This is a genomic window from Pseudarthrobacter sp. 1C304 (genome assembly GCF_052245515.1).
In the GTDB taxonomy this organism is placed as follows: domain Bacteria; phylum Actinomycetota; class Actinomycetes; order Actinomycetales; family Micrococcaceae; genus Arthrobacter.
Genome location: NZ_JBQQCH010000001.1, coordinates 249,244 through 269,708, shown reverse-complemented (window position 1 = coordinate 269,708; position 20,465 = coordinate 249,244). Strand labels below are relative to the sequence as shown.

The window sequence follows — 20,465 nt, the reverse complement described above, 5'->3', positions numbered from 1 at the left end:
CCCCGGATCGGTATGTGAGAGCGCTCCCAGATCGATCATGGGAGCGCTCTCACAAGCATGGTGTCCTACATCACGCCGTGTTGTCAACAGCGGCATCGCTGCCCGGTTCGAACCCTTGCCCGGCGCCGGATGCGGTGTTACGCTTCCCGGCGGGAGCGCTCCCACACCTCCGCGGTCGCCGGGAGCAGGGCTCCAGTTCCCCGGCAGCCCCGTGTGCAGCCGAAGGGAAATCCGCCCCAACAGAGAGCAGGACCAGCAATGCCGCTAGCCCACTTCCGCCTCCGACCAGGGGCGCCGCAGCCCCGCCTCCGGAGGCCGCTGCGTCTCCACGGCCGGCTGTTCGCCGGCAGCGTCGCCGTCCTGCTGGGCGTGCTCGCCACCGGCGCCGGTGCCGCAACCGCGGCCGAGAACGCCGCACCGGCAAAGCCGGCCCCGGCCCAGCCGCAGCCCGCGAAAGCCAAGACAGCGCCTGCGCCGGAGTTCGGTCCCAACGTCCGCATCTTCGACCCCAGCATGCCCGTGGCCGAGATCCAGGCCGAGGTGGACGCCATTGCGGCCACCCAGGTCGACGACGAAATGGGTACCAACCGGTACTCCCTGCTGTTCAAGCCCGGCACCTACGGCAGTGCCGAGGAGCCGCTGATCGTCCAGGTCGGCTACTCGACGGAAGTCGCCGGCCTCGGGGCATCGCCCACGGATGTGACCATCAACGGGCACGTCGATGTCTACAACCGGTGCCTGACCGCGGACAACTGCATCGCCCTGAACAACTTCTGGCGCTCGTTGTCCAACCTCACCATCAACGTCACCGGCCTCGACGGCTGCCGGAGTTCGGCCAACTTCTGGGCCGCATCCCAGGCCTCCCCCATGCGGCGGGTCAACATCACCGGCGGCAACCTCTCCCTGATGGACTACTGCACCGCCGGGCCGCAGTTCGCCAGCGGCGGCTTCATTTCCGATTCGAAGACCGGCAACGTCATCAACGGCTCCCAGCAGCAGTACTTCGTGCGCGACAGCAGCATCGGCGACTGGTCCAACGGCGTCTGGAACCAGGTGTTCTCCGGTGTGGACGGAGCCCCGGCCCAGTCATTCCCCAACCCGCCGTACACCAACCTGCCGAGCACCCCGATCAGCCGTGAGAAGCCGTACCTCACCCTCGACGCCGACGGCCAGTACAGCGTTTTCGTTCCGGCGGTCCGCACGGACTCCGCAGGAACCACCTGGGAGAACGGCCCCACGGCCGGCCACAGCATCCCGCTGTCCGACTTCTACGTCGCCAGCCCCGCCGACTCGGTCAAGACCATTAACTCCCAGCTGGCGCGCGGCAAGAACCTGCTGCTGACCCCGGGCATCTATGACATCGACCAGAGCATCGAAGTCAAGCGTGCCAACACCGTGGTCCTTGGGCTCGGCATGGCCACCCTCACCGCCGTCAACGGTGCCGTGCCGCTGACCGTCGCGGACGTTCCCGGCGTCGACATTGCCGCCGTCACCATCGATGCCGGCGAAGTGAACTCCCCGACCCTGATGCGGATCGGCAAGGCCCGGAACTCCGACGCCGGCGGGCCTTCCAACTCACTGAATCACAGTGACCCGGCCAACCCCACCACGCTCCACGACGTCTTCTTCCGCATCGGCGGACCGCACGTCGGGAAGGCCTCGCTCAGCCTGGAGGTCAACAGCGACAACGTGCTCCTGGACCACATCTGGGCCTGGCGCGCGGACCACGGAAAGGGCGTTGGATGGACCACCAACACCGGTGAGAACGGCGTCATCATCAACGGTGACAACGTCACGGCCACCGGCCTGTTCGTGGAGCACTACCAGGAGTACAACCTCATCTGGAACGGCGAGAACGGCAAGACCATCTTCTTCCAGAACGAGCTGCCCTACGACGCCCCGAACCAGGCCGCCTGGCAGCATGACGGGGTCCTGGGCTGGGCCGGCTACAAGATCGCCGATTCGGTCAAGACCCACGAGCTCTGGGGCGGTGGAAGCTACGTCTACAACAACGTCGACCCCACCATCCACGCCACCCGGGGCTTTGAAGTCCCGGTCACTCCCGGAGTGAAGCTCCACGGCCTGCTGACCGTCAACCTCGGCGCCGGCACCCTGGACCACGTCGTCAACGACACCGGCGCCCCGGTCTCGACCGACGCCGTCGGGGTTCCGAGCTACGTCGAGAACTTCGGCTAAACCAGCGCCGGCGGACCAGCGCGGCCCGGAACTGCTCCTCGTGGAGCGGGCCCGGGCCGCGCTGCGTTTCCTGCCCCGCGACGCGGCTTTTGCCCTGCGCGGCGCCAAAATCCTGACGCGGCGGGTATACCGGCGCGTGTGGCATTTACCGCGTCGGGAAAAAGAACCCGCGTCATCAGCGCCCACCATCACGGCGTGGCCGCGCCAGCGCACAGCGGCGGATCCCAGCGTCAGACCGTCACTTTCCGCCCATCCGGCGCAGCAGCCGCCACGTGTGGAGCCGCCTCTGACCGCTTCGCCATCCGGCGGGCAATTCCGGCGCAAAGCACCAGCTGCATGGCGTGGTACATGATCACCGGCAGGATCACGACGCCGGCCAGCGGCCCCGGGAAGAGGATCGCCGAGATCGGCAGGCCGGCGGCGAGGCTCTTCTCGGAGCCGCCGAACATAATCGCGGTGGCATCCGCCCGCTCGAAACGCATCCTGCGCGCCGCGAAGAAGGTGAGCGCCAGCATCAGGACCAGCATCAGCGCGCAGATTCCGGCCGCCACAGCCAGCTGGTGCCGCGGCAACCGGTCCCACATGCCGTTGGCCACCGCCGTTCCAAAAGCGGCGTAAACCACCAGGAGGATGGCTCCCCGGTCCACCAGCTTCAGCGGCGCTGCACGTCGCTGCGCCCAGCGGCCCAGCCTGCGGTTCAGGAGCTGCCCCAGCATGAACGGCACCACGATCTGCAGCACAATCCTGACGGCCGAGGCAGCGTTCATTCCGCTGAAGGAGCCCAGGAACAGGGCCACCAGCAGAGGCGTCACCACAATGCCCAGCAGATTGGAGATCGAGGCGGCGCAGACCGCTGCGGCGGTGTTCCCCCGGGCAATTGCGGTGAAAGTGATGGCCGTCTGGACCGCCGTCGGCAGCATGGTCAGGAACAACAGCCCCGCGACGAGCTCTGGCGTCAGGTACCAGGAGGACGCGGCAGCGACACCCAGCCCGAGCAGCGGGAAAAGAACAAAGGAGAATGCCGCAATCAGCAGGTGGAGCCGCCAGACCCGCAGCCCGCCCACAGCCTCCGCTGTGGAGAGCCGCAGACCGCTGATGAAGAACTGCACCGCAATGGCCACCGCCCCGGCCACGGACAAGACCCCCTGCACGGCACCCTGCGGGGGCAGCAGCGCCGCGGCCAGCAGCGTCAGCAAGAGCAGCAGAACAAACGGATCCAGCCAGGAAAGCCGGATGCGGCACGATGCACCCAGGCGCCGAACAGCATTCATCAGGTCTCCTCCGGACGGTCGGCAATGAACTAAGAATACTGTAGACAGTTTTACAAAAAGACGAAACGTGTAAACCTTGGGTTAATTCCAGCGGGAACCGCCCTCCGGGCAATGTGTAGACAGTAGTCTTTAACGATGATCCAGCAGGAAAGCCTCGTCTCACTCGCCGCAAATGAGATCCGGAGGCTGATCGTCAGCGGAGAGCTGGGCCCTGGCGACAAGTTGAACGAACCTCCCCTCGCCGAGCGTCTGGGCATCTCCCGCCCGCCGCTGCGCGAGGCACTGCGCGTCCTCGAAAGCGAGCGCCTCCTGGAGCAGACCCCGCGCCGCGGCTACCGGGTAGTGTCCATGACCGACGCCGACGTTGAGGAGATCTATTCGCTGCGCCGTGCCCTGGAGATGTTTGCCCTCGACCTGCTGCTTGCCCGGCGGGACCCTGGCGCGTTCGACGCCCTGGACCCGATCATGGCCGCCATGCGCGCGGCCGCAAAACGCGGGGACAGCGCCGGAGTGGTCCGGGCCAACGTTCTTTTCCACACCGGCATTGTGGAGGCGGCCGGGCATGGGCGGCTGACCGACGCGTACCGGACCCTGATGCTGCAGATGCAACTCAGCATGGCGGCCAACGTGCGCAGCGAGGCGCGCACCAAGGGCGATCTGGGCAAAGGTTGCGACCGGCACGCTGCGCTGCTGGAGTGCTTGCGCAGCGGCGACGCCGACAGGATCCGGCGCGAATTCGCCGAACACGGCGAGCGGGACTACCTGGACCGGAACGCCGTAGCAGGCAACAGCGCCGAGGTGACCGGGGCATGACGCGGCCGCTCCTGGCAGCCCTGAACGCTGGCCTTGCCGATGCCACCGCCATCGCCGACGCCGTGCGCGCTGGCACCCGCACGGCCGCCGACGTTATGGCCGAGGCCCGGGCCGCCTCCGCCGGCGCAGCCTCGCTCAACGCCTTCATCACGGAGGACTGGGACGCCGCGGAGCGCGCCGCAGCGGAGCTTGACCGCCGCCGTGGCGCGGGTGAATTGCTCGGTCCCCTGGCCGGCGTCCCCTTCAGCGTCAAGGACGTGATTGCCGTCGCCGGCCTTCCGGTCACGGCCGCCAGTGCGGCGTTTGCCGGAACGATGGCCACCACAACGGCACCCGCGGTGCAGCGGCTGCTCGACGCTGATGCCGTGCTGCTCGGCAAAACGAACTGCCCCGAGTTTGCCTTTGGCATGACATGCGACAGCCCCGTCCTCGGCCGGACGGCCAATCCGCGCTTCTCCGGCGCCACGCCGGGCGGATCCAGCGGCGGTGAAGCGGCCTCCCTGGCCGCCGGCATCTCCGCACTCGGCGTTGGCACGGACTTTGGCGGATCGGTGCGCTGGCCCGCACAATGCGTCGGCATTACGGCCCTGCGCCCCGGGCTGGGGACAGTATCCGGCGATGGTCAGGTGCCGGGCGCGGGCGGAGACCTTGGCGCGAACGGGTCAATACCTGCGTCCGGAACCGGAATGCAGGGCGAGTTCCAGACCATCGGTCCGATGGCACGCTCCGTGCGGGACCTCCGGACGGCTTACCTGGTCATGTCCGGAGGCTCCGACGCCGGCACAGCCGCCGCTTATCCCGGCACCGGCGGGCTCCGCATCGCCTGGACCGACGGCTCCGCTCTCGGGCCGGTGCGCCGGGAGGTAACGGACCTCATGGAACGGCTGGCGGGCCTGCTGGCCGCCGCGGGGCACGCCGTGCACCACAGCCCGGACCTGTTCGCCGACTGCCTACCCACCTACAACACCCTGCGCGCCGTCGACCCGATGGTCGACCACGCCGCTGCAGTGGCGGGCCGTGAAGACCAAGTCACCGCGGCCAACCTGCGGACCATCAGGGCATCCTTTGCGGCGCCGCAGGAGGAGGTGCAGCGGGCCTGGCGCGACGCGAGGGCCGCCCAGGCCGCCGCCGTCGGGAACATCGCGGCCTTCGACGTCGTCCTGCTGCCCGTCGCCGGCGGGCCGGCCTCCGACCCGGACGGGCTGCTGGAGATCGACGGCCGGACCGTGGAGGGCTGGGAAATCATGGGCCACTGCCGGGCCGTCACCCTTACCGGCTGCCCCGCCGTGTCGCTGCCGGTAGCTCTGTCCGCGGAAGGCTGGCCGCTGTCGGTGCAAGTCGTGGCCTCCCCCGGAGGCGAGCTGGCGGCACTGGACTTCGCGGCAGAGCTGGAAACTCTCGGGCTCTGACAGGCCCCGCTGAGCCCGGACCGCGAGCTTTGCGCGCCGTTCAACCCTGGTCACGGTACTCCGGCTCGTAATACTGTCTACAGACTTCATAATTTACACACCGGAAACGAAGCAGGCAGTTTCCGGACACACGGGAGCCATAGCGTCTTACTCGTCAGGCCATCATCACTGGCACCGAGATCACTGAAAGTGGGACGCACCGCATGTTTTCACCCAAGAGCAAGGCCGCCCTGATCGCAGCGTTGGCCGCACTGGCCCTGTCCGCCACAGGCTGCTCCGCAAGCACCAGCGCCGCCGCGGACTCCACGGCCAAGGAAAAGTTCACCATCGCCACCAGCGGTACTTTCCGTCCCATCACGTTTTCCGAAAGCGGCAAGCTGACCGGCTTCGATATCGAGGTAGGGACACTGATCGCGGAGAAGCTGGGCATGGAGGCGGAGTTCGTTGAGGGCCAGCTGTCGGGACTGCTTCCGGGCCTCAACAGCGGCAAGTTCGATGCGGTGATGTCCGGCCTCACCATGACCGAGCCGCGCAAGCAGTCCATCACGTTCTCCACCCCGTACCTCGCAGACGGCGCCGTCGCTGTCGTCGCCAAGAACAACTCCACTGTCCAGGACGTGAGCCAGCTCGACGGACTCAAAGTCGGCGCAATCGGCGGCTCCGGCACCGAGACCGACGTTAAGGGGATCGGCGGCTTCAGCGAGCTGAAGGCCTACCCAGGCGCACCGGAAGGCTTCTCCGACGTTGCCGCCGGACGCATTGATGTCTTCGCCACCGGCCGCATCGCGGCGGAAAACTTCATGAAGAACTCGCCCACGGCCTCCGAGCTGAAGATAGTCGGGGATGTCTACGGAACTAAGCCCGCCGGCGTCGGCCTGCCGAAGAACGACACCGAGATGAAGCCCAAGGTGGACAAAATCATCGCCGAGCTGAAGGCGGACGGAACCCTGGAGAAGCTGAACCAGAAATGGTTCGGCTTCAGCGTCGAAATCCCGGCGGAGTAACCAGCACCATGAATGTCCCTGAGCCCGGCGCTGTTGCCGCCGAATACTTCCCGATCTTCCTGAACGGCGCCCTCACCACCCTCGGAATCGTGGCCGCAGCGATCGTCTGCGCCACGGTCCTCGGTTACGTGATCGCCACCATGCGGCTCTCCCGGATCCGGGGCCTGCGGATCTTCGCCGCAGCCTACGTCTGGTTTTTCCGCGGACTGCCGCTGATGTTGTCGCTGTTCTTCTTCTACTACACCAAGCCGTTCGGACTGACCCTGGACGCGTTCACGGCGGGCCTGATCGCCATGAGCCTGAACTCGGCGTCGTTCTTCTCGGAAATCATCAGGGCCGGGCTCAAGTCGGTCAACACCGGGCACCTCGAGGCCGCGGATTCCGTCGGCATGAACCCGCTCCAGAAATTCCTGCGTGTCACCGGCCCCGAGGGGATCCGACTGATGACGCCGCCGTACATCAACAACTGCATCATCATGCTCAAGGAATCCGCACAGATCTCGGTCATCACGGTGCCGGACCTGATGCTCCAGGGCCAGAAGGCGTACAACTCCACCTACAACGTGATGGAAACGCTGGGCGTCGTCGCCGCGATGTACTTGGTGATGACCAGCCTGCTCATGGCCCTGCAGATCGTCATCGAGAAGAAGACCGGCCGCAAGATGGGCACCACCAAATCACTGCGCGAGGCTGTAGGGAGCATGGCATGATCAGCATCACCGGATTGACCAAGAGCTACGGTTCCAAGGAAGTGCTCAAAAACGTTGACCTGCGCATCTTGCCGGGTGAGGTGGTGGCCATCATCGGCCCCAGCGGCGCCGGCAAAAGCACCCTGCTGCGGTGCATCAACATGCTGGAAGTTCCCGATGCCGGGCGGATCCACGTGGACGGCCGGCAGGTGTTCTACACCCCCAACGCGCGCGGGAAGCTGGGCGTGCTGGACCAGTTCCGGCTGACCTGGCTGCGGCGGGAAATCTCCATGGTGTTCCAGCAGTTCAACCTCTGGCCTCATCGGACGGTGCTGGAGAACCTGCTGGAAGGTCCGGTCATTTCGAAGCGCCAGAAGAGGGCCGACGCCGAGCCCCGCGCCCTGGAGAAGCTCCGCTCCGTGGGGCTGGAAGACAAGGCCGACGCCTACCCGGCCGACCTCTCCGGCGGGCAGCAGCAGCGTGTCGCTATCTGCCGGGCCCTCATGATGGACCCCAAGGCCATCCTCTTCGACGAGCCGACGTCGGCCTTGGACCCGGAGCTGGTAAACGAGGTCCTGGACATCATGGCAACACTGGCCCGCAGCGGCATGACCATGGTGATCGTGACGCACGAAATGAAGTTCGCCCGGGAAGTGGCGGACCGGGTGATCTTCATGGAACACGGCGGGATCGTCGCGGAAGGGCCGCCGGAAGAGGTCTTCCAGCACCCCCGGCTCCGCGTCTACGCCTCCCATTTGAGCCACTGAATGGCCCGCTACCCTCTCTCACTGACGACGACGGCGGCCGGTGCCGCTGCCAGCGGGCAGCCGGGCGGGCCCCCGCGCCGGGACGCCCGGCCGTTCCTGAACTGCGACGCCCTCCCGGGTGTGCAGCTGCCGGGCCAGCTGATCGGCATCGGGGAAAACTTCTGGCCCGGGACCGCCGGAGGCACCGCCCCGGACCGGCGGTCCCGGGACCGGATTCCGCTGGTGTTCGGCAAGTTTCCGGGTAGCCTCGCCGCCGCCGGCCAGGACATTGTGCTGGACCCGGACCTTTCCGGCACCGTGGTGGCGGAGGGCGAACTGGCGGTAGTCATCGGACGGACGCTCAAGGACGCGGCCAACCCGGACGAGGCCCTCTCCGCCGTCGCCGGGGTGACCGTGGCCAATGACGTCTCCGCCCGGGACCTCCAGGCCGCGGACATCCAGTCAACGCGGGGCAAAAGCCTGGATTCCTTCTGCCCGCTGGGACCGGACCTCGTCACCCTCGACGAGCTGCCAGACGTGCAAAACCTGCGGATTATCACGCGGATCAACGACGTGGCGGTCCAGGATGCGCCCACCGCGGACATGGTGTTTTCGGTGGTCGAGCTCGTGGTGTTCTGCTCCCGGTTCATGACGCTGTACCCCGGCGACGTCATCCTCACTGGCACCCCCTTCGCGGCCGACGAATCCGGCCTGGAACTGCGCCCGGGCGACACCGTCTCCGTGGAGATTCCCGGCGTCGGGGTCCTCACGAATCCCGTCACGTCCCGCCCGGCGCGCCGGCCACGTTGACCGGGATCCCGGGGCCGCCGTCCGGCGTCGTCCTGAGCGCCTACAACGCCGCCCCCGCTCTCGACTCCCATCATCCTGCCGCTGAGGCCGCATATCTCGCGGCCGTCTGCGCCCTCCCGGGCGTGGGCGGGCTGGAGGTCCCCTTCTACGGCGGGGGCCTGCACCGCCACGACAGCGCAGGCTTCCTGACCTCGGTGCCGCACCTCCCACGCGGCCTGCAGTTCATCCTCACCACCATCCCGGACGCCATGGACAGCATGGCGCGGAACCCCGCCGTCGGGCTCGCGTCTACCGATCCGGGCGGCAGGAAAACGGCCCTGCGGAACGCCCGCCGGGCCGCCGATGCGGTCCGGCAGCTGAACGACGCCGCCGGGCGGCAGGCCGTGACCGCCGTCCACATCTTCAGTTCGCCCCGCCCGGACGCCCGCGGTCGCGGGGCCGACGCCGGGGCGCTCCGCGCGTCCCTGGCTGAACTGGCGGGCTACCGCTGGGACGGCGCCAGGCCCGTCCTGGAACACTGCGACGCGGCGGGCGGCCGCGGCTCCAGCGTCAAGGGCTTCCTTCGGCTGGAAGAGGAGATTGCCGCAACGCTGGCCGCCGGGGCGGGTACCGGGATCGCCGTGAACTGGGCCCGCTCGGTGATCGAGGAGCGCTGCACCACTGCGCCGGTGCGGCATGCGAGGCTGGCGTTCGACGCCGGCGTGCTGGCCGGCGGAATCCTGTCCGGCTGCGCACCCGCGGCCACGGCCTTCGGGGCAGCCTGGGATGACGTCCACCTGCCGCCGGCGTCGGTGGAACCCTTGTCCCTGCTCACCGCGGAGCGGATCCGCGAGTTCGACGCCGCGCTGCAGCACCCCGGACCCCCGACCTCGGGCGCCCCGCCCTACCGCGGGCTGAAAGTCTCTGCCCCTTCAGGCACGGGCTGGCGGGAACGGGCTGCCGTGGTAGCGGCTTCGCTCGACGCCGCCAGGGCCGCCGGCTGGAGCTAATTCCGCACGGGAGCAGGGTGCCGGCGCCAGCGCACCGCGGCGGCTCCCCAGACGGCCAGCAGACACACCACCAGCAGCAGTCCGGCTTCGCCCAGGTCGATCCCGCCCAGCCATGCGGTGACGGGATCCTCGAGGCCGAAGGCCGCGTTACAGAACCCGCCCAGGGTGATGATGGAAATGAAGAGGGCCGAGACGGCGGAGATGCCCGTGACCGCCGCGTTGAATCCCAGCCGTTTCTGGGGGTTGTGCAGCGCCGAGTGGTACATCCGCATCATGGCAACCCCGTTGGCGGTGTCGCACAGTGTCATGGCGGCAGTGAAGGCCAGCGGCAGCGCCAGGAGCGCCAGCGGGGACACTCCAGCCATGGACGCCGCCGTCGCCATCACCAGTAGCCCGATGGTGGTGGCGGTATCGAAGCCCAGGCCGAACAGGAACCCGATGACATAGATGTTGCGCGGCCGCCGGACCCGGGCCAGGGGCTTCGCCAGCAGGCGGGCCATGAGTCCCTGGGCCTCGAGATCCTCGGCGCGCACGTCGCCGCCGGCCCGCACGCTCCGGAATGCCCTCGCCGCCCGGATGAAGGCGGACCCGTTGAACAGCCCCAGAGCCAGCAGGAAAACCCCCGAAACGCCGCTGCCAATGAGCCCCAGCACCAGGTTGCCGGACGTGCCGTCCTCCATGAACTGGCCCACCACCGCAGCGCCGCCCACCAGGAGGACGCCCGCGAGGATCACCACGGAGCTGTGGCCCAGGCTGAAGGCGAAGCCGACGCTCACGGGGTCCTCCCGCTGGGCCACGAACTTCCGGGTCGAATTGTCGATCGCGGCGAGGTGGTCCCAGTCGTAGCTGTGTTTGATGCCGGCCGCATAAGCGGTCAGCACCAGGCCAAGCGCCAGCGGCTCGCCGCCCGTCACGTGGCCGGTCAGGAGGAGCCCGACGGCGGCGGCGTGCAGCGCTGCCACGGCACCGAAGGTGGCAACAAGCCGCGTCCGCAGCGGGAGCTGCTCCCGGCGCTGGTACAGGGCTGCGACGCCGGTCAACGTGGTCATCAATATTTCCTTAGGTCCAGGGGCGCCGTGCCGTGCCACCGCTGACGCAGCAGGGCATTGCAGGCGCCCAGCAGCCTGTTGAGCTCTTCGGTGCTGTTCGACAGGGCCCGGAGCACCAATCCGCTGATGCCGTCCACTGTGGCAGTCAATGAGACTCCTGTGTAGGCATCGTGCCCTGAGGCAACAGAGTGCAGGTCATCCGCAAGGGCCTGGTCAACGCGCCGGTCCACCGCGATCAGGGATCCCACGTGGCTGAAGCCCTCCATGAACCCCAGGCCGGTGACGTCGTGCTGCGGGGGCCGGATCAGAAGGTTGTCGAGGGCCAGCAGCCCGCTGCGCTCCTCCGACTCGACGTGGATTTCGGTGCGGAGACGCAGCTCCTCGTACCGGAAGGAGGCGCCGTCGGGCGACCAGCCGGGAGTGATCACCTCGGAGATGACCAGGCTCGACGTCGGATGCACCGTGATGTGGGTGTTTTGCCGGTAACTGGCCTCCCGGTAGGCGATCAGCTGGTCCGGTGCCAGCTCCAGCTGCGCGCCCTCCCCCAGCCGCAGCCGCATCCGCTGCTCGGCGAATGAGCCCGGCGTCCGGTAAATCTTGGTGGCCGACTGGGTGGTCAGCAGCAGCTTTGCCCCCGCCGCCACCTCCACATCCACGACATAGAGATCAGCCCCCAGATACGCCCCACCGGGGTTGACCACCACATAACAAACCTGCCCGGAATCATCGAGGTAATGCGGCCGCAGAACCCGCAAGGCACCCTGATGAAACTGGTGCGAAGCCACGGACTTCCCGTCACGCTCAGCGATAACGAGTTCGAGCTCCCCCATTGGTGACTTATCCGCTGAGGCGGCGAGGCCGGATTTTGGGGCCGCGGCGTGGCGGGCACCGCGGGGGGCCCACTGCCGCGAGGGCCCCGACTCGAGCTTGCGAGAGTTGGGAGCGGCTGGGGACGGGCACGGCCCCAAATCCGGCGAAGCCGCCGGACTCAGCCCGAGAGTGCTCACGGCGCCAGGTCGAGCATCAGGACGTCGCGCCGCACCCAGTCGATGACGTGCTCCAGCCCCTCGTCGGTCTTGAGGTTGGTGAAGCAGAACGGCTTCGCGCCGCGGAATTCCTTGGAATCCCGCTCCATGACGGCCAGGTCCGCGCCGACGTGGGGTGCGAGGTCGGTCTTGTTGATGACGAAAAGGTCGGACTTGATCATGCCCTGGCCGGCTTTGCGCGGGATCTTCTCGCCCTGGGCCACGTCGATGATGTAGATGGAGAAATCCACCAGCTCCGGACTGAACGTGGCGGAGAGGTTGTCGCCGCCGGATTCCACGAAGATCACCTGCAGGTCCGGGTGCCGCCGGGTGAGCTCCGCGATGGCGGCGGTGTTCATGGACGTGTCCTCACGGATGGCGGTGTGCGGGCACCCGCCCGTTTCCACGCCGATGATCCGGTCGACCGGGAGGATGCCGTTGGCCGCCAGGATCTTGGCGTCCTCGATGGTGTAGATGTCGTTGGTGATGGCGGCCATGGAGATCTCGCGGCTCATATGCCGGGTGAGGCGCTCCACGAGCTGGGTCTTGCCGGCCCCCACCGGGCCGCCGATGCCGATTTTGACGGGTTCAGACATATTCTTCTCCAGACATATTTCCGTTGCGGGTCGGTTTAGCTCATGAACATGCGGGCACGCTGGCGTTCGTGCCGCATCTGTGAAATCTCCAGTCCGGGGCTGATGGCGCCGAAGTCGGACCAGTCCAGGCCGCCGGCGCGCAGGGTAGCAGCCGCCACGTCGCGGGCCGCCGCGCGGAGCAGCCGTTGGCCGGCGTTTTGCCCGAGGGGGATCGCCCGCACGGCGTTCTGAGTCAGCGACGTGGCCGTGGCGAACAGGTAGGCGGCGAGGGCCTCGGGCAGCGGGACTGCGAGGGAACGCGCGACGACGGCGAACGCCAGGGGCTGGTGCCCTGCGGCGCGGCCCGACCCCACCAGCGACCGGTAGTCAGCCAGGTCGGCGGAGGGAAAGATCTCGGTGCCGATCTCGAGCAGCCGGGCGCCCATTTTGGTGCTGGCCTCACGCAACTGCCGGGGCAGCAGCTGGGCGGTGAGCAGCGCATCGAGCTCGGCCACGGGGGCGCCCTCGTACAGGAGCCGGATGGCCAGGGCGTCCGAGTAGGTGAGCTGCTGCGCGATGAAAGCGGCCAGCCACACCCCGAATGTCTCCTCGTCATGGACCAGCCCCCGGTCGATGTAGCTCTCGAACCCCAGCGAGTGCGCAAACGCCCCGGTGGGCAGCGCAGAGTCGCAGAGCTGCTGGAGGGCGAGCTGCCGGGAGGTGGCGCTAGTGGCTGTGTTCGGCATGGCGGAAGGGGACGGGCATGACGCGTTCCTGGCGTTGGTAGGGCGCCCCGGCGTGTTTCAGGTAGTCCTCCACGGTGTGGTCGTACTGACAGACCATCACCTCGGCCCGGTACTCCGAGGCGGCGTCGAAAAACTGGGCCTGCAGGTGCCGGTTGCCCAGGGAGTGGGCCACCACGCCCATCTCATGGATGGACCGCGGCGCGATCACCAGGACATCCGTGGGCAGCACCGACACCACGATCATGTTGTCCTCCGCTATGTGCAGGATGTCGCCGTCGCGCAGGTCCCCGGCCCCGGACGAGAGCCGGATGCCGAGATCCTTGCCGTGGTCCGTGGTGACGCGCTGGATGCGTTTGACCAGCTGGGAGCTGGGCAGCACCACCTTTTCCCGGTGCAGGCCGGCGTACGGGTCAGGCCCGGACGGAAGCTCGTGGGTGTTGCCGAGCACCTTCTCGATGATCATTCGTGTCTCCTCGGGGCCTAGAAAAGGAAGTAGCGCTGCGCCATGGGCAGCACGTCCGACGGTTCGCACGTGACCTCCTCGCCGTCCACCGTCACCCGGTAGGTTTCGGGGTCGACGTCGATGTCCGGGGTGGCGTCGTTGTGCTTCAGGTCGGACTTGGTGAGGTCCCGGATGCCGGACACCGGCCGGATGACCTTCTCCAGTCCGAGTTCCGCGGGAACCCCGGCGTCGATGGCGGCCTGGGACAGGAAGGTGATGGAGGACTTCTGCAGGGCCTTGCCGTACGCGGCAAACATGGGCCGCATGGTGCGCGGCTGCGGGGTGGGGATGGAGGCGTTGGCGTCCCCCATCAGTGCGTAGGCGATCTGCCCGCCCTTGAGCACCAGGTCCGGCTTCACGCCGAAGAATGCCGGGTCCCAGAGCACCAGGTCCGCGAATTTTCCGGCTTCCACCGACCCGATGGAGTCCGCCATGCCCTGCGCGATGGCCGGGTTGATGGTGTACTTTGCCACGTACCGTTTCAGCCGGAAGTTGTCGCTCTCCGCCCCCAGGCCGGAGGCGGCGCCGTGGACGCCCCCGTTCGGATCCTTGAGCACTCCGCGCTGCTTCTTCATCTTGTCCGCCACCTGCCACGTGCGGATCACCACCTCGCCCACCCGGCCCATGGCCTGCGAGTCCGAGGACGTGATCGCGAAAATGCCCAGGTCCTGCAGCACATCCTCGGCGGCGATGGTCTCGGCGCGGATGCGCGAGTCCGCGAAGGCCACGTCCTCCGGGATGTCCGGGTTGAGGTGGTGGCAGACCATCAGCATGTCCAGGTGCTCTTCAATGGTGTTGCGGGTGTACGGCAGTGTGGGGTTGGTGGAGGCCGGCAGGACGTTGGGCAGCCCGGCGATTTTGATGATGTCGGGTGCGTGCCCGCCGCCGGCACCCTCGGTGTGGAAGGTGTGGATCACGCGCCCGTCGATGGCCCGGATGGTGTCCTCCACGAAGCCGCACTCGTTCAGGGTGTCGGTGTGGATGGCCACCTGGACGTCGAAGCGGTCCGCGACTTTCAGCGACGTGTCGATGGAGGAGGTGGTGGAACCCCAGTCCTCATGGACTTTCAGCCCGATCGCGCCGGCGCGGATCTGCTCGGCGAGGGGCTCGACGGCGGAGGCGTGCCCCTTGCCGAACAGGCCGATGTTGATCGGAAGCCCCTCGGCCGCCTGCAGCATCCGCTGGATGTGCCACGGGCCGGGGGTGACAGTGGTGGCCTTGGTGCCCTCGGCGGGGCCGGTGCCGCCGCCCACCATGGTGGTCACCCCGCTGCACAGGGCGGCGGGAACCTGGTCCGGGGAGATGAAATGGATGTGGGAGTCCACGCCCCCGGCGGTGAGGATCTTCCGCTCGCCGGCGATGATCTCGGTGCTCGCTCCGATCACGATGTCCACACCGTCGGTGATCTGCGGGTTGCCGGCCTTGCCGATCCGGGAGATGTGGCCGTCCCGGAGCGCGACGTCGGCCTTGTAGATCCCGGTGTAGTCGAGCACCACGACGTTGGTGATCACGGTGTCCGGAACGGCCTCCCCGGTGCCGTCACCGTCCCGTGTCACCTGGCCGTTCTGGCCCATGCCGTCGCGGATCACCTTGCCGCCGCCAAACACCACCTCCTCGCCGTAGACGGTGAGGTCCTTTTCGATCTCAAGGAAAAGGTCGGTGTCGGCAAGGCGGATGGCGTCACCCGTCGTCGGGCCGTACAGGTCGGCATACTGCCGGCGCGGCAATTCGAAACTCATCGGCGCACTCCCTCTGTCGGGATAAGCCTTCCGTTGACCGCATTACTCAGCCCGTACACCTCGCGGCGGCCGGCCAGTTCGATCAGCCGGACGGTCTTGCTGTCCCCCGGCTCGAAACGGGCGGCCGTGCCCGCCGGGATATCCAGCCGCCGGCCGTAGGCGGCCCGCCGGTCGAACGCCAGCGCGGCGTTGGCCTCGGCAAAGTGGAAATGTGAGCCCACCTGGACGGGCCGGTCGCCGGTGTTGGTCACCACCACGTCGGCCGCCTCGCGTCCGGCGTTCACCGGGATGGGTTCGGCGGCCAGAATGTATTCTCCGGGAATCATGTGTCTGCCCTATCGGATGGGGTTGTGGACGGTGACGAGTTTGGTGCCGTCCGGGAACGTGGCTTCGATCTGCACGTCATGGATCATCTCCGGGACGCCTTCCATGACGTCTTCGCGGGCCAGGAGTGTGGTGCCGTAGCTCATGAGTTCTGCCACGGATTTTCCGTCCCGGGCCCCCTCGATCAGCTCGTAGCTGATGACGGCGACCGCCTCCGGGAAGTTCAGCTTCAGCCCGCGCGCCTGGCGGCGGCGGGCGAGGTCGGCCGCGACCACAATCATGAGCTTTTCCTGCTCACGGGGCAGCAGATGCATGACGGGATCCCTTCAAACGCCGGCGGTCACGCGCCGTTCGGCGCCGCGGTGTTTGCCAGCGTAGACGGGGAACGTTTCCTGCAGGTTTCCGCCGGGAGTCAGCTGGCGTTCAGGCTCGCTTGCTAGGGTGGCGGCATGAAACTTCGCAATACGCACCTGTACGGTGCCGCCATTTCCGCTGCCGCCCTGCTGGTCGCCCTCACCGGTTGCGGCCAGGTGGAGGAGGCCGCCAACAAGGCCGTCAGCGACGGCGCATCCCAGGTTGCGACGGCGGCCGGCAGTGAAGTCAAGAAGCAGGCCTGCGCCCTCGTCGAGGACGGCCTGGTCAGTGTCCAGGACAAGGAACTGCTGGGCGGCCTGGTGGCTGGGGCGGCAGCCGCGGGGGTTCCCGAGGAAATCACCACGCCGCTGCGGCAGATCGCCGACTCCGGCGACCAGGTCCCGGCCGAGTCCGTCAAGGCCCTGCAGGACGCCTGCGCATCCTAGCCGCCGGGCCGACTGCGCTTTAGCGCTTGCCCTTTTTCCGTGATCCCTTGCCGCGGCCCTTGTCCGGGTTCGGGGCGTAGCGCTGCGCCACCTTGGGCTTCTTGGCGGCAGTTCCGGTTCCGCGCCGGTCCGGTTTGGGGGCGCGCTTTGGTTTCTCCTGCTGCGCCGATGGCTGCCGGGAGCTGGCCGCGGTGCGCCCGCGGACAATACCGATGAACTCCTCGATCACCTCGTCCGTACTATCGCTCGGCCACGCCAGGGCGATCTCCGTCGTTGGTGCGCCCGTGAGCTTCCGCGCCACGGTGTCCTTGACGTTGAAGTGCCGCGCCACGGACATGGGCAGGATCACCAGCCCAGCGCCGGAGGCCACCACCTGCAGGGCCATCGCCGGGCCGCCGAGCTCCGCCACGTCCAGGAACGTCTCCTGGGAGAGGTCCGCCAGGTCCACCTCTTCGAACACCGCGATCTCATGCCCTTTGGGAGCCACCACCACAGGCTGCTCCTCGTACAGCGGAATGACGCTCAGGCCGTCGCGCTCCACGGGCAGCCGGACGAAGCTGAGGTCCGCGGACCCGTCGCGCAGCACGGTGAGCTGGGCGCCGTCGTCGGACATAAAGGAGCGCAGCGGAACGTCCGGCATCCGCTCTTCCCAGCGCCGGATCCACTTGCCGGGAGTCACGCCGGCGACGTAGGCGAACCGCAGCTCCCGCTCGGCCGCTTCGGCCGGGACGGCGGATTCATCAGGGGTCTGGGGTGCTTCTTCTGCTGCGGCCACATGTTCACAGTACCGCCCGGTCCCGCACGGACCGGCTGCCGGGGCCCGAGTCGGCTCCCGTGCGGTGCAGTACCGCCGCCCGGGGCCGGATACCCTTGAAGCATGACCTCTGCGAACTCCCAGTCCATGAAGCCGGCCACCGTTGCCAAGAAGCTCGGCATCTACCTGCCCGCAACACCCCAGGAGTTCCAGGATTCGGTCATCACCCGCGCCGAGTTCGCCGAGCTCCAGGCCAACCCGCCGGAGTGGCTGGCGGAACTGCGGCGCAACGGCCCGCACCCCCGCCCGGTGGTGGCGCAGAAGCTGAACGTCTCCATCAGCGGCCTGGCCCGCGGCGGCGTTGAGGAAGCGCTGACGACGGCGGAAATCACCGCGCTGCTGCAGGCTCCCCCGGCGTGGCTCGTCGCCGAGCGCGCCACCCACGCCGCTGTCCGCGCCGAAGCCCAGCGGGTCAAGGACGAGGCCGCGAAGAAGGACGCCAAGAAGGCACGCTCCGCCTCCGAGTAGCCGGCTCCCCGGCGCCATCCGCTTTCGGGGCGTGCGCGAAGCGCCGCTCAGTCCTGGTGCAGCTGGACGAAGTTCCCGCAGCCGTCGTCAAACACCGCCGTCGTGCCGCCGGGACCGTCGGAGGGCTCGCCCTGGAACATCACACCCTTGGCGGTAAGCCGCTTGAATTCCGCCCTCACGTCGGGCACCCCCATCACGATCGCGGGCAGCCCGGCGTCATGGCATCCGTTCATATAGGCGGCCCCCAGCGGGTTGTCGCTGGGCTCCAGGAGGAGACCCACCGTTCCCCCGCCGGAACCCGCCGGGTCCTTGACGATATACAGGTTGTGCTCCGGCATGGCCAGGAGGCTCTCAAAGCCCAGAATTCCGGTGTAAAACTCGAAAGCGGCGGCGGGGTCCTTGACGTGGATACTGCACATTTTCAGTCGCATGGGCTTCAGGCTACGCCCGGACCGTCCCGGGTGTGAACCGGCCTCCCCGCGTTTCCCGCGCCCTTCTGCCAGCCATTGACTGCCTGCCGCCAATGGACTGCAATGGAATCAGCGGAACCGCGCCCGCCCGGGCAGGATCCCTGGAGGTGTCCACATGCCGTCCCTGTTTGAGTCCGCCCCGATGTTGCTGTGGCAGTTGCCGGCCCTGGCCGCCCTTGTCGTGAGCGCTGCGGCGGCCTCGGTTTACCTCGTCCGGAAACATCTGGCCGCGGACGACGACGGTGTGCCGGATGCTGTGTTCTGGGACATTTTCGGCGGACTCGCCGTGGTGGCTCCGGCCGTGATCCTGCCCGCCCTGGCGGCACCATGGGCCGGCCTGCTGCTCGGCGGCCTGGCGGTGGCCGCCGCGGTGGCCTCCTATTTCTACACCCCGCGGATACTGCACCGGCAGGAGGCCCGGCGCCTCGCCCGGACGATTGCAGCCAGCAACGCTGAGGCTGAGGCCCGCCACCGCACCGCCCTGGCCCGCTGGCAGCGCTACGAACTCGACCCCGCCCACGCCATCGACTTCCCGGCCATGACCGACGCCCGGCAGCCCGAGACGGCCGCCCTGATCCGGGCCATGAAGGACGCCGAGCGGCTCCGCGGCGGAACCGACGCCGGCTACGCCCCGTCTGTTGCCCGGCTGGAAGAGGCCCTTGCCGACGCAGAACGGGCGGCCGGCGCGGATCGCAACGCCGGCGGAGGGCAGGCCCCTCCGGCCCGCAGCACCGGACCCCTGGCGAAGGATCCGGCCCGCGGCTGAGCTCAGCGCCCGGCCCCATGGCCCCGCTGGCAGAAGAACGGCAAGCTACGGAAGGAATCCCATGGCCGACATCACCTTTATCGGCAGCGGCAATATGGCCCGGGCGCTTGGGATGCGGGCCCTGGCGGCCGGCCGCTCGGTCCAGATCCTCAGCCGCTCAGCGGAGCACGCGGCCGCTTTGGCCGCCGAGCTTGGCGGAGGCGCCACCTCGGGAGGGCTGGGCGACGTCCCCGACGGGGACATTGTGGTGCTGGCCCTGTATTTCGATCCGGCCCGGGAAGTCGCCACACACTATGGCGATACCTTGAGTGGAAAGACCGTGGTGGACATCAGCAACCCGGTGGATACAGAAACCTATGACTCCCTGACCGTCCCGCCAGGCTCGTCCGCCGCTGAGGAGATCTCCGCGCTGCTCCCCGGGGCCGACGTGGTCAAAGCGTTCAACACCACGTTCGCCGGGACGCTGGCGGCGGGAGCGGCCGGCGGGATGCAACTGGACGTCTTTATCGCCTCGGACTCCGACGAGGCGGCCAACAAGGTCGCCTCGTTCGCAGCGGCCGCCGGGCTGCGGCCGCTGCGGGTGGGCGGACTGAAGCATGCGCGCGAACTGGAGGGCTTCCAGCTCCTGGTGATGGCGCTGCAGGTCAACCCCGCCTATGACGCCTTCAACTGGGACACCGGGCTGAAAATCACCAACCCACCGGGTTAGTACAGCTAGAGCTCCACGGTTCCGCTTTCGCCGACGCTCATGCGGCTGTGCGTGACCTTGGACTTGACCCACTGCAGCACCGTCGCGGCGGTCCCGCCGGGGCTGGTCCAGTATTCGGCGGAGTCGGAGTCAACGTGCAGGAGCACGGCCACCGGAGTGTCGGGGCCGTCCGGGAACCAGGCTTCCACCGCGGGGTTCCACAGCTCGTGGATCTTCTGCCGGTCGGTGACAACCTCCGCCGTACCCGCCACGGACACCCATTCCGTGCCCTTGCCGAAGGAGACGTTTACGCGGGGGTTTGCCCGGACCTGGGCCACCTGCGAGGTGGTGGCGGACGTGAAAAACCACATGTCGCCGTCGTCCTTGACATCCTGGACGGCCAGCGGCCGGCTGACCAGGGCACCGTCCTCGTTGACGGTGGTGAACATCCCGATGTGCGAACTGTTGATGATGTCCGTTACTTTGCTGACGTTTTCTGCATCCGACATGGTGCGACCTCATTCTGGTTCCGAACGGGGGAAGATCCCCCTCCCGCCAGCATATTGGTAAGT

Annotated in this window: 24 protein-coding genes; 12 read left to right on the top strand and 12 right to left on the bottom strand. The window is 67.9% G+C overall.

From position 1 onward, the window contains the following. Positions 1 to 258: 258 nt before the first annotated feature. Positions 259 to 2,196: an adenylyl cyclase gene (locus tag ACTWQD_RS01285; RefSeq protein ID WP_443194394.1), complete on the top strand. Its 1,938-nt coding sequence runs from the start codon at positions 259 to 261 to the stop codon at positions 2,194 to 2,196. 230 nt (positions 2,197 to 2,426) lie between these two features. Here the strand turns inward: ACTWQD_RS01285 and ACTWQD_RS01280 are convergent, their stop codons facing one another. After that, entirely contained in the window at positions 2,427 to 3,467 is a 1,041-nt protein-coding gene (locus tag ACTWQD_RS01280; RefSeq protein ID WP_443194393.1) for a bile acid:sodium symporter family protein, read from the bottom strand. 135 nt (positions 3,468 to 3,602) lie between these two features. On the opposite strand from ACTWQD_RS01280, the gene ACTWQD_RS01275 reads away from it, so the two are divergent. The 7 genes from ACTWQD_RS01275 (at position 3,603) to ACTWQD_RS01245 (ending at position 9,927) form a co-directional block, all read left to right on the top strand. Then, entirely contained in the window at positions 3,603 to 4,280 is a 678-nt protein-coding gene (locus tag ACTWQD_RS01275) for a GntR family transcriptional regulator (RefSeq protein ID WP_443194392.1), read from the top strand. Continuing rightward, on the top strand, positions 4,277 to 5,689 hold the full coding sequence (locus ACTWQD_RS01270; protein ID WP_443194391.1) for an amidase: 1,413 nt from the start codon (positions 4,277 to 4,279) through the stop codon (positions 5,687 to 5,689). The genes ACTWQD_RS01275 and ACTWQD_RS01270 overlap by 4 nt, the downstream gene beginning before the upstream one ends. A 203-nt stretch (positions 5,690 to 5,892) precedes the next feature. Beyond that, positions 5,893 to 6,693, top strand: coding sequence for a transporter substrate-binding domain-containing protein (locus ACTWQD_RS01265; protein ID WP_443194390.1), 801 nt, complete (start codon positions 5,893 to 5,895; stop codon positions 6,691 to 6,693). 8 nt (positions 6,694 to 6,701) lie between these two features. Further along, positions 6,702 to 7,403, top strand: coding sequence for an amino acid ABC transporter permease (locus ACTWQD_RS01260; protein ID WP_443194389.1), 702 nt, complete (start codon positions 6,702 to 6,704; stop codon positions 7,401 to 7,403). Beyond that, positions 7,400 to 8,149: an amino acid ABC transporter ATP-binding protein gene (locus ACTWQD_RS01255; protein WP_443194388.1), complete on the top strand. Its 750-nt coding sequence runs from the start codon at positions 7,400 to 7,402 to the stop codon at positions 8,147 to 8,149. Before ACTWQD_RS01260 ends, ACTWQD_RS01255 begins: the two co-directional genes overlap by 4 nt. After that, positions 8,150 to 8,938: a fumarylacetoacetate hydrolase family protein gene (locus ACTWQD_RS01250; protein ID WP_443194387.1), complete on the top strand. Its 789-nt coding sequence runs from the start codon at positions 8,150 to 8,152 to the stop codon at positions 8,936 to 8,938. Then, on the top strand, positions 8,935 to 9,927 hold the full coding sequence (locus tag ACTWQD_RS01245) for a DUF4862 family protein (RefSeq protein ID WP_443194386.1): 993 nt from the start codon (positions 8,935 to 8,937) through the stop codon (positions 9,925 to 9,927). The genes ACTWQD_RS01250 and ACTWQD_RS01245 overlap by 4 nt, the downstream gene beginning before the upstream one ends. Here ACTWQD_RS01245 and ACTWQD_RS01240 read toward each other — a convergent pair. From ACTWQD_RS01240 to ACTWQD_RS01205, 8 genes are all read right to left on the bottom strand, one after another. Continuing rightward, the gene (locus ACTWQD_RS01240; RefSeq protein ID WP_443194385.1) at positions 9,924 to 10,976 is read right to left on the bottom strand and encodes a HoxN/HupN/NixA family nickel/cobalt transporter; all 1,053 of its coding nucleotides are present in this window, start codon (positions 10,974 to 10,976) and stop codon (positions 9,924 to 9,926) included. The two genes, ACTWQD_RS01245 and ACTWQD_RS01240, sit on opposite strands and share 4 nt — an antisense overlap. Continuing rightward, positions 10,976 to 11,806: an urease accessory protein UreD gene (locus ACTWQD_RS01235; RefSeq protein ID WP_443194384.1), complete on the bottom strand. Its 831-nt coding sequence runs from the start codon at positions 11,804 to 11,806 to the stop codon at positions 10,976 to 10,978. Before ACTWQD_RS01235 ends, ACTWQD_RS01240 begins: the two co-directional genes overlap by 1 nt. A gap of 173 nt (positions 11,807 to 11,979) precedes the next feature. Then, complete coding sequence (gene ureG, locus ACTWQD_RS01230; protein WP_443194383.1) at positions 11,980 to 12,597, bottom strand: urease accessory protein UreG; 618 nt, start codon at positions 12,595 to 12,597, stop codon at positions 11,980 to 11,982. A gap of 35 nt (positions 12,598 to 12,632) precedes the next feature. Next, the gene (locus tag ACTWQD_RS01225; RefSeq protein ID WP_443194382.1) at positions 12,633 to 13,322 is read right to left on the bottom strand and encodes an urease accessory protein UreF; all 690 of its coding nucleotides are present in this window, start codon (positions 13,320 to 13,322) and stop codon (positions 12,633 to 12,635) included. Next, positions 13,303 to 13,785: an urease accessory protein UreE gene (gene ureE / locus ACTWQD_RS01220; protein ID WP_443194381.1), complete on the bottom strand. Its 483-nt coding sequence runs from the start codon at positions 13,783 to 13,785 to the stop codon at positions 13,303 to 13,305. Before ureE ends, ACTWQD_RS01225 begins: the two co-directional genes overlap by 20 nt. Before the next feature lie 17 nt (positions 13,786 to 13,802). Next, a complete protein-coding gene (gene ureC, locus ACTWQD_RS01215; RefSeq protein ID WP_443194380.1) occupies positions 13,803 to 15,563 on the bottom strand; it encodes an urease subunit alpha in 1,761 nt (586 codons plus the stop codon). Beyond that, entirely contained in the window at positions 15,560 to 15,889 is a 330-nt protein-coding gene (locus ACTWQD_RS01210; RefSeq protein WP_443194379.1) for an urease subunit beta, read from the bottom strand. Before ACTWQD_RS01210 ends, ureC begins: the two co-directional genes overlap by 4 nt. 9 nt (positions 15,890 to 15,898) lie before the next feature. Continuing rightward, positions 15,899 to 16,201 (bottom strand): urease subunit gamma, encoded by a 303-nt coding sequence (locus ACTWQD_RS01205; RefSeq protein WP_443194378.1) that lies wholly within the window; start codon positions 16,199 to 16,201, stop codon positions 15,899 to 15,901. Between the two features lie 135 nt (positions 16,202 to 16,336). Between ACTWQD_RS01205 and ACTWQD_RS01200 the strand changes: the two genes are divergently transcribed. Next, positions 16,337 to 16,687 carry a hypothetical protein gene (locus tag ACTWQD_RS01200; RefSeq protein ID WP_443194377.1) on the top strand — a complete coding sequence of 117 codons (351 nt, stop codon included), beginning with the start codon at positions 16,337 to 16,339 and terminating at the stop codon, positions 16,685 to 16,687. A gap of 19 nt (positions 16,688 to 16,706) precedes the next feature. On the opposite strand, the gene ACTWQD_RS01195 is transcribed toward ACTWQD_RS01200, so the two are convergent. After that, positions 16,707 to 17,462 (bottom strand): LysR family substrate-binding domain-containing protein, encoded by a 756-nt coding sequence (locus ACTWQD_RS01195; RefSeq protein WP_443194376.1) that lies wholly within the window; start codon positions 17,460 to 17,462, stop codon positions 16,707 to 16,709. Positions 17,463 to 17,564: 102 nt separating this feature from the next. On the opposite strand from ACTWQD_RS01195, the gene ACTWQD_RS01190 reads away from it, so the two are divergent. Beyond that, a complete protein-coding gene (locus ACTWQD_RS01190; protein WP_443194375.1) occupies positions 17,565 to 17,969 on the top strand; it encodes a DUF5997 family protein in 405 nt (134 codons plus the stop codon). Between the two features lie 47 nt (positions 17,970 to 18,016). On the opposite strand, the gene ACTWQD_RS01185 is transcribed toward ACTWQD_RS01190, so the two are convergent. Further along, positions 18,017 to 18,400: a VOC family protein gene (locus tag ACTWQD_RS01185; RefSeq protein WP_443194374.1), complete on the bottom strand. Its 384-nt coding sequence runs from the start codon at positions 18,398 to 18,400 to the stop codon at positions 18,017 to 18,019. A gap of 154 nt (positions 18,401 to 18,554) precedes the next feature. Between ACTWQD_RS01185 and ACTWQD_RS01180 the strand changes: the two genes are divergently transcribed. Then, positions 18,555 to 19,205 (top strand): hypothetical protein, encoded by a 651-nt coding sequence (locus tag ACTWQD_RS01180; protein WP_443194373.1) that lies wholly within the window; start codon positions 18,555 to 18,557, stop codon positions 19,203 to 19,205. Positions 19,206 to 19,266: 61 nt separating this feature from the next. After that, positions 19,267 to 19,914 (top strand): NADPH-dependent F420 reductase, encoded by a 648-nt coding sequence (locus tag ACTWQD_RS01175; protein ID WP_443194372.1) that lies wholly within the window; start codon positions 19,267 to 19,269, stop codon positions 19,912 to 19,914. Positions 19,915 to 19,919: 5 nt separating this feature from the next. Here ACTWQD_RS01175 and ACTWQD_RS01170 read toward each other — a convergent pair whose 3' ends face one another. Further along, positions 19,920 to 20,402, bottom strand: coding sequence for a pyridoxamine 5'-phosphate oxidase family protein (locus tag ACTWQD_RS01170; protein WP_443194371.1), 483 nt, complete (start codon positions 20,400 to 20,402; stop codon positions 19,920 to 19,922). Positions 20,403 to 20,465: the final 63 nt, after the last annotated feature.

Bases quoted from the DNA above. Each gene is read 5' to 3' on its own strand.
- ureC (WP_443194380.1), bottom strand. From the start codon at position 15,563: ATGAGTTTCGAATTGCCGCGCCGGCAGTATGCCGACCTGTACGGCCCG.
- ACTWQD_RS01280 (WP_443194393.1), bottom strand. From the start codon at position 3,467: ATGAATGCTGTTCGGCGCCTGGGTGCATCGTGCCGCATCCGGCTTTCC.
- ACTWQD_RS01275 (WP_443194392.1), top strand. From the start codon at position 3,603: ATGATCCAGCAGGAAAGCCTCGTCTCACTCGCCGCAAATGAGATCCGG.
- ACTWQD_RS01235 (WP_443194384.1), bottom strand. From the start codon at position 11,806: ATGGGGGAGCTCGAACTCGTTATCGCTGAGCGTGACGGGAAGTCCGTG.
- ACTWQD_RS01185 (WP_443194374.1), bottom strand. From the start codon at position 18,400: ATGCGACTGAAAATGTGCAGTATCCACGTCAAGGACCCCGCCGCCGCT.
- ACTWQD_RS01170 (WP_443194371.1), bottom strand. From the start codon at position 20,402: ATGTCGGATGCAGAAAACGTCAGCAAAGTAACGGACATCATCAACAGT.
- ACTWQD_RS01255 (WP_443194388.1), top strand. From the start codon at position 7,400: ATGATCAGCATCACCGGATTGACCAAGAGCTACGGTTCCAAGGAAGTG.
- ACTWQD_RS01225 (WP_443194382.1), bottom strand. From the start codon at position 13,322: ATGCCGAACACAGCCACTAGCGCCACCTCCCGGCAGCTCGCCCTCCAG.
- ureE (WP_443194381.1), bottom strand. From the start codon at position 13,785: ATGATCATCGAGAAGGTGCTCGGCAACACCCACGAGCTTCCGTCCGGG.
- ACTWQD_RS01285 (WP_443194394.1), top strand. From the start codon at position 259: ATGCCGCTAGCCCACTTCCGCCTCCGACCAGGGGCGCCGCAGCCCCGC.
- ACTWQD_RS01265 (WP_443194390.1), top strand. From the start codon at position 5,893: ATGTTTTCACCCAAGAGCAAGGCCGCCCTGATCGCAGCGTTGGCCGCA.
- ACTWQD_RS01205 (WP_443194378.1), bottom strand. From the start codon at position 16,201: ATGCATCTGCTGCCCCGTGAGCAGGAAAAGCTCATGATTGTGGTCGCG.
- ACTWQD_RS01200 (WP_443194377.1), top strand. From the start codon at position 16,337: ATGAAACTTCGCAATACGCACCTGTACGGTGCCGCCATTTCCGCTGCC.
- ACTWQD_RS01190 (WP_443194375.1), top strand. From the start codon at position 17,565: ATGACCTCTGCGAACTCCCAGTCCATGAAGCCGGCCACCGTTGCCAAG.
- ureG (WP_443194383.1), bottom strand. From the start codon at position 12,597: ATGTCTGAACCCGTCAAAATCGGCATCGGCGGCCCGGTGGGGGCCGGC.
- ACTWQD_RS01250 (WP_443194387.1), top strand. From the start codon at position 8,150: ATGGCCCGCTACCCTCTCTCACTGACGACGACGGCGGCCGGTGCCGCT.
- ACTWQD_RS01210 (WP_443194379.1), bottom strand. From the start codon at position 15,889: ATGATTCCCGGAGAATACATTCTGGCCGCCGAACCCATCCCGGTGAAC.
- ACTWQD_RS01180 (WP_443194373.1), top strand. From the start codon at position 18,555: ATGCCGTCCCTGTTTGAGTCCGCCCCGATGTTGCTGTGGCAGTTGCCG.
- ACTWQD_RS01175 (WP_443194372.1), top strand. From the start codon at position 19,267: ATGGCCGACATCACCTTTATCGGCAGCGGCAATATGGCCCGGGCGCTT.
- ACTWQD_RS01240 (WP_443194385.1), bottom strand. From the start codon at position 10,976: ATGACCACGTTGACCGGCGTCGCAGCCCTGTACCAGCGCCGGGAGCAG.
- ACTWQD_RS01270 (WP_443194391.1), top strand. From the start codon at position 4,277: ATGACGCGGCCGCTCCTGGCAGCCCTGAACGCTGGCCTTGCCGATGCC.
- ACTWQD_RS01260 (WP_443194389.1), top strand. From the start codon at position 6,702: ATGAATGTCCCTGAGCCCGGCGCTGTTGCCGCCGAATACTTCCCGATC.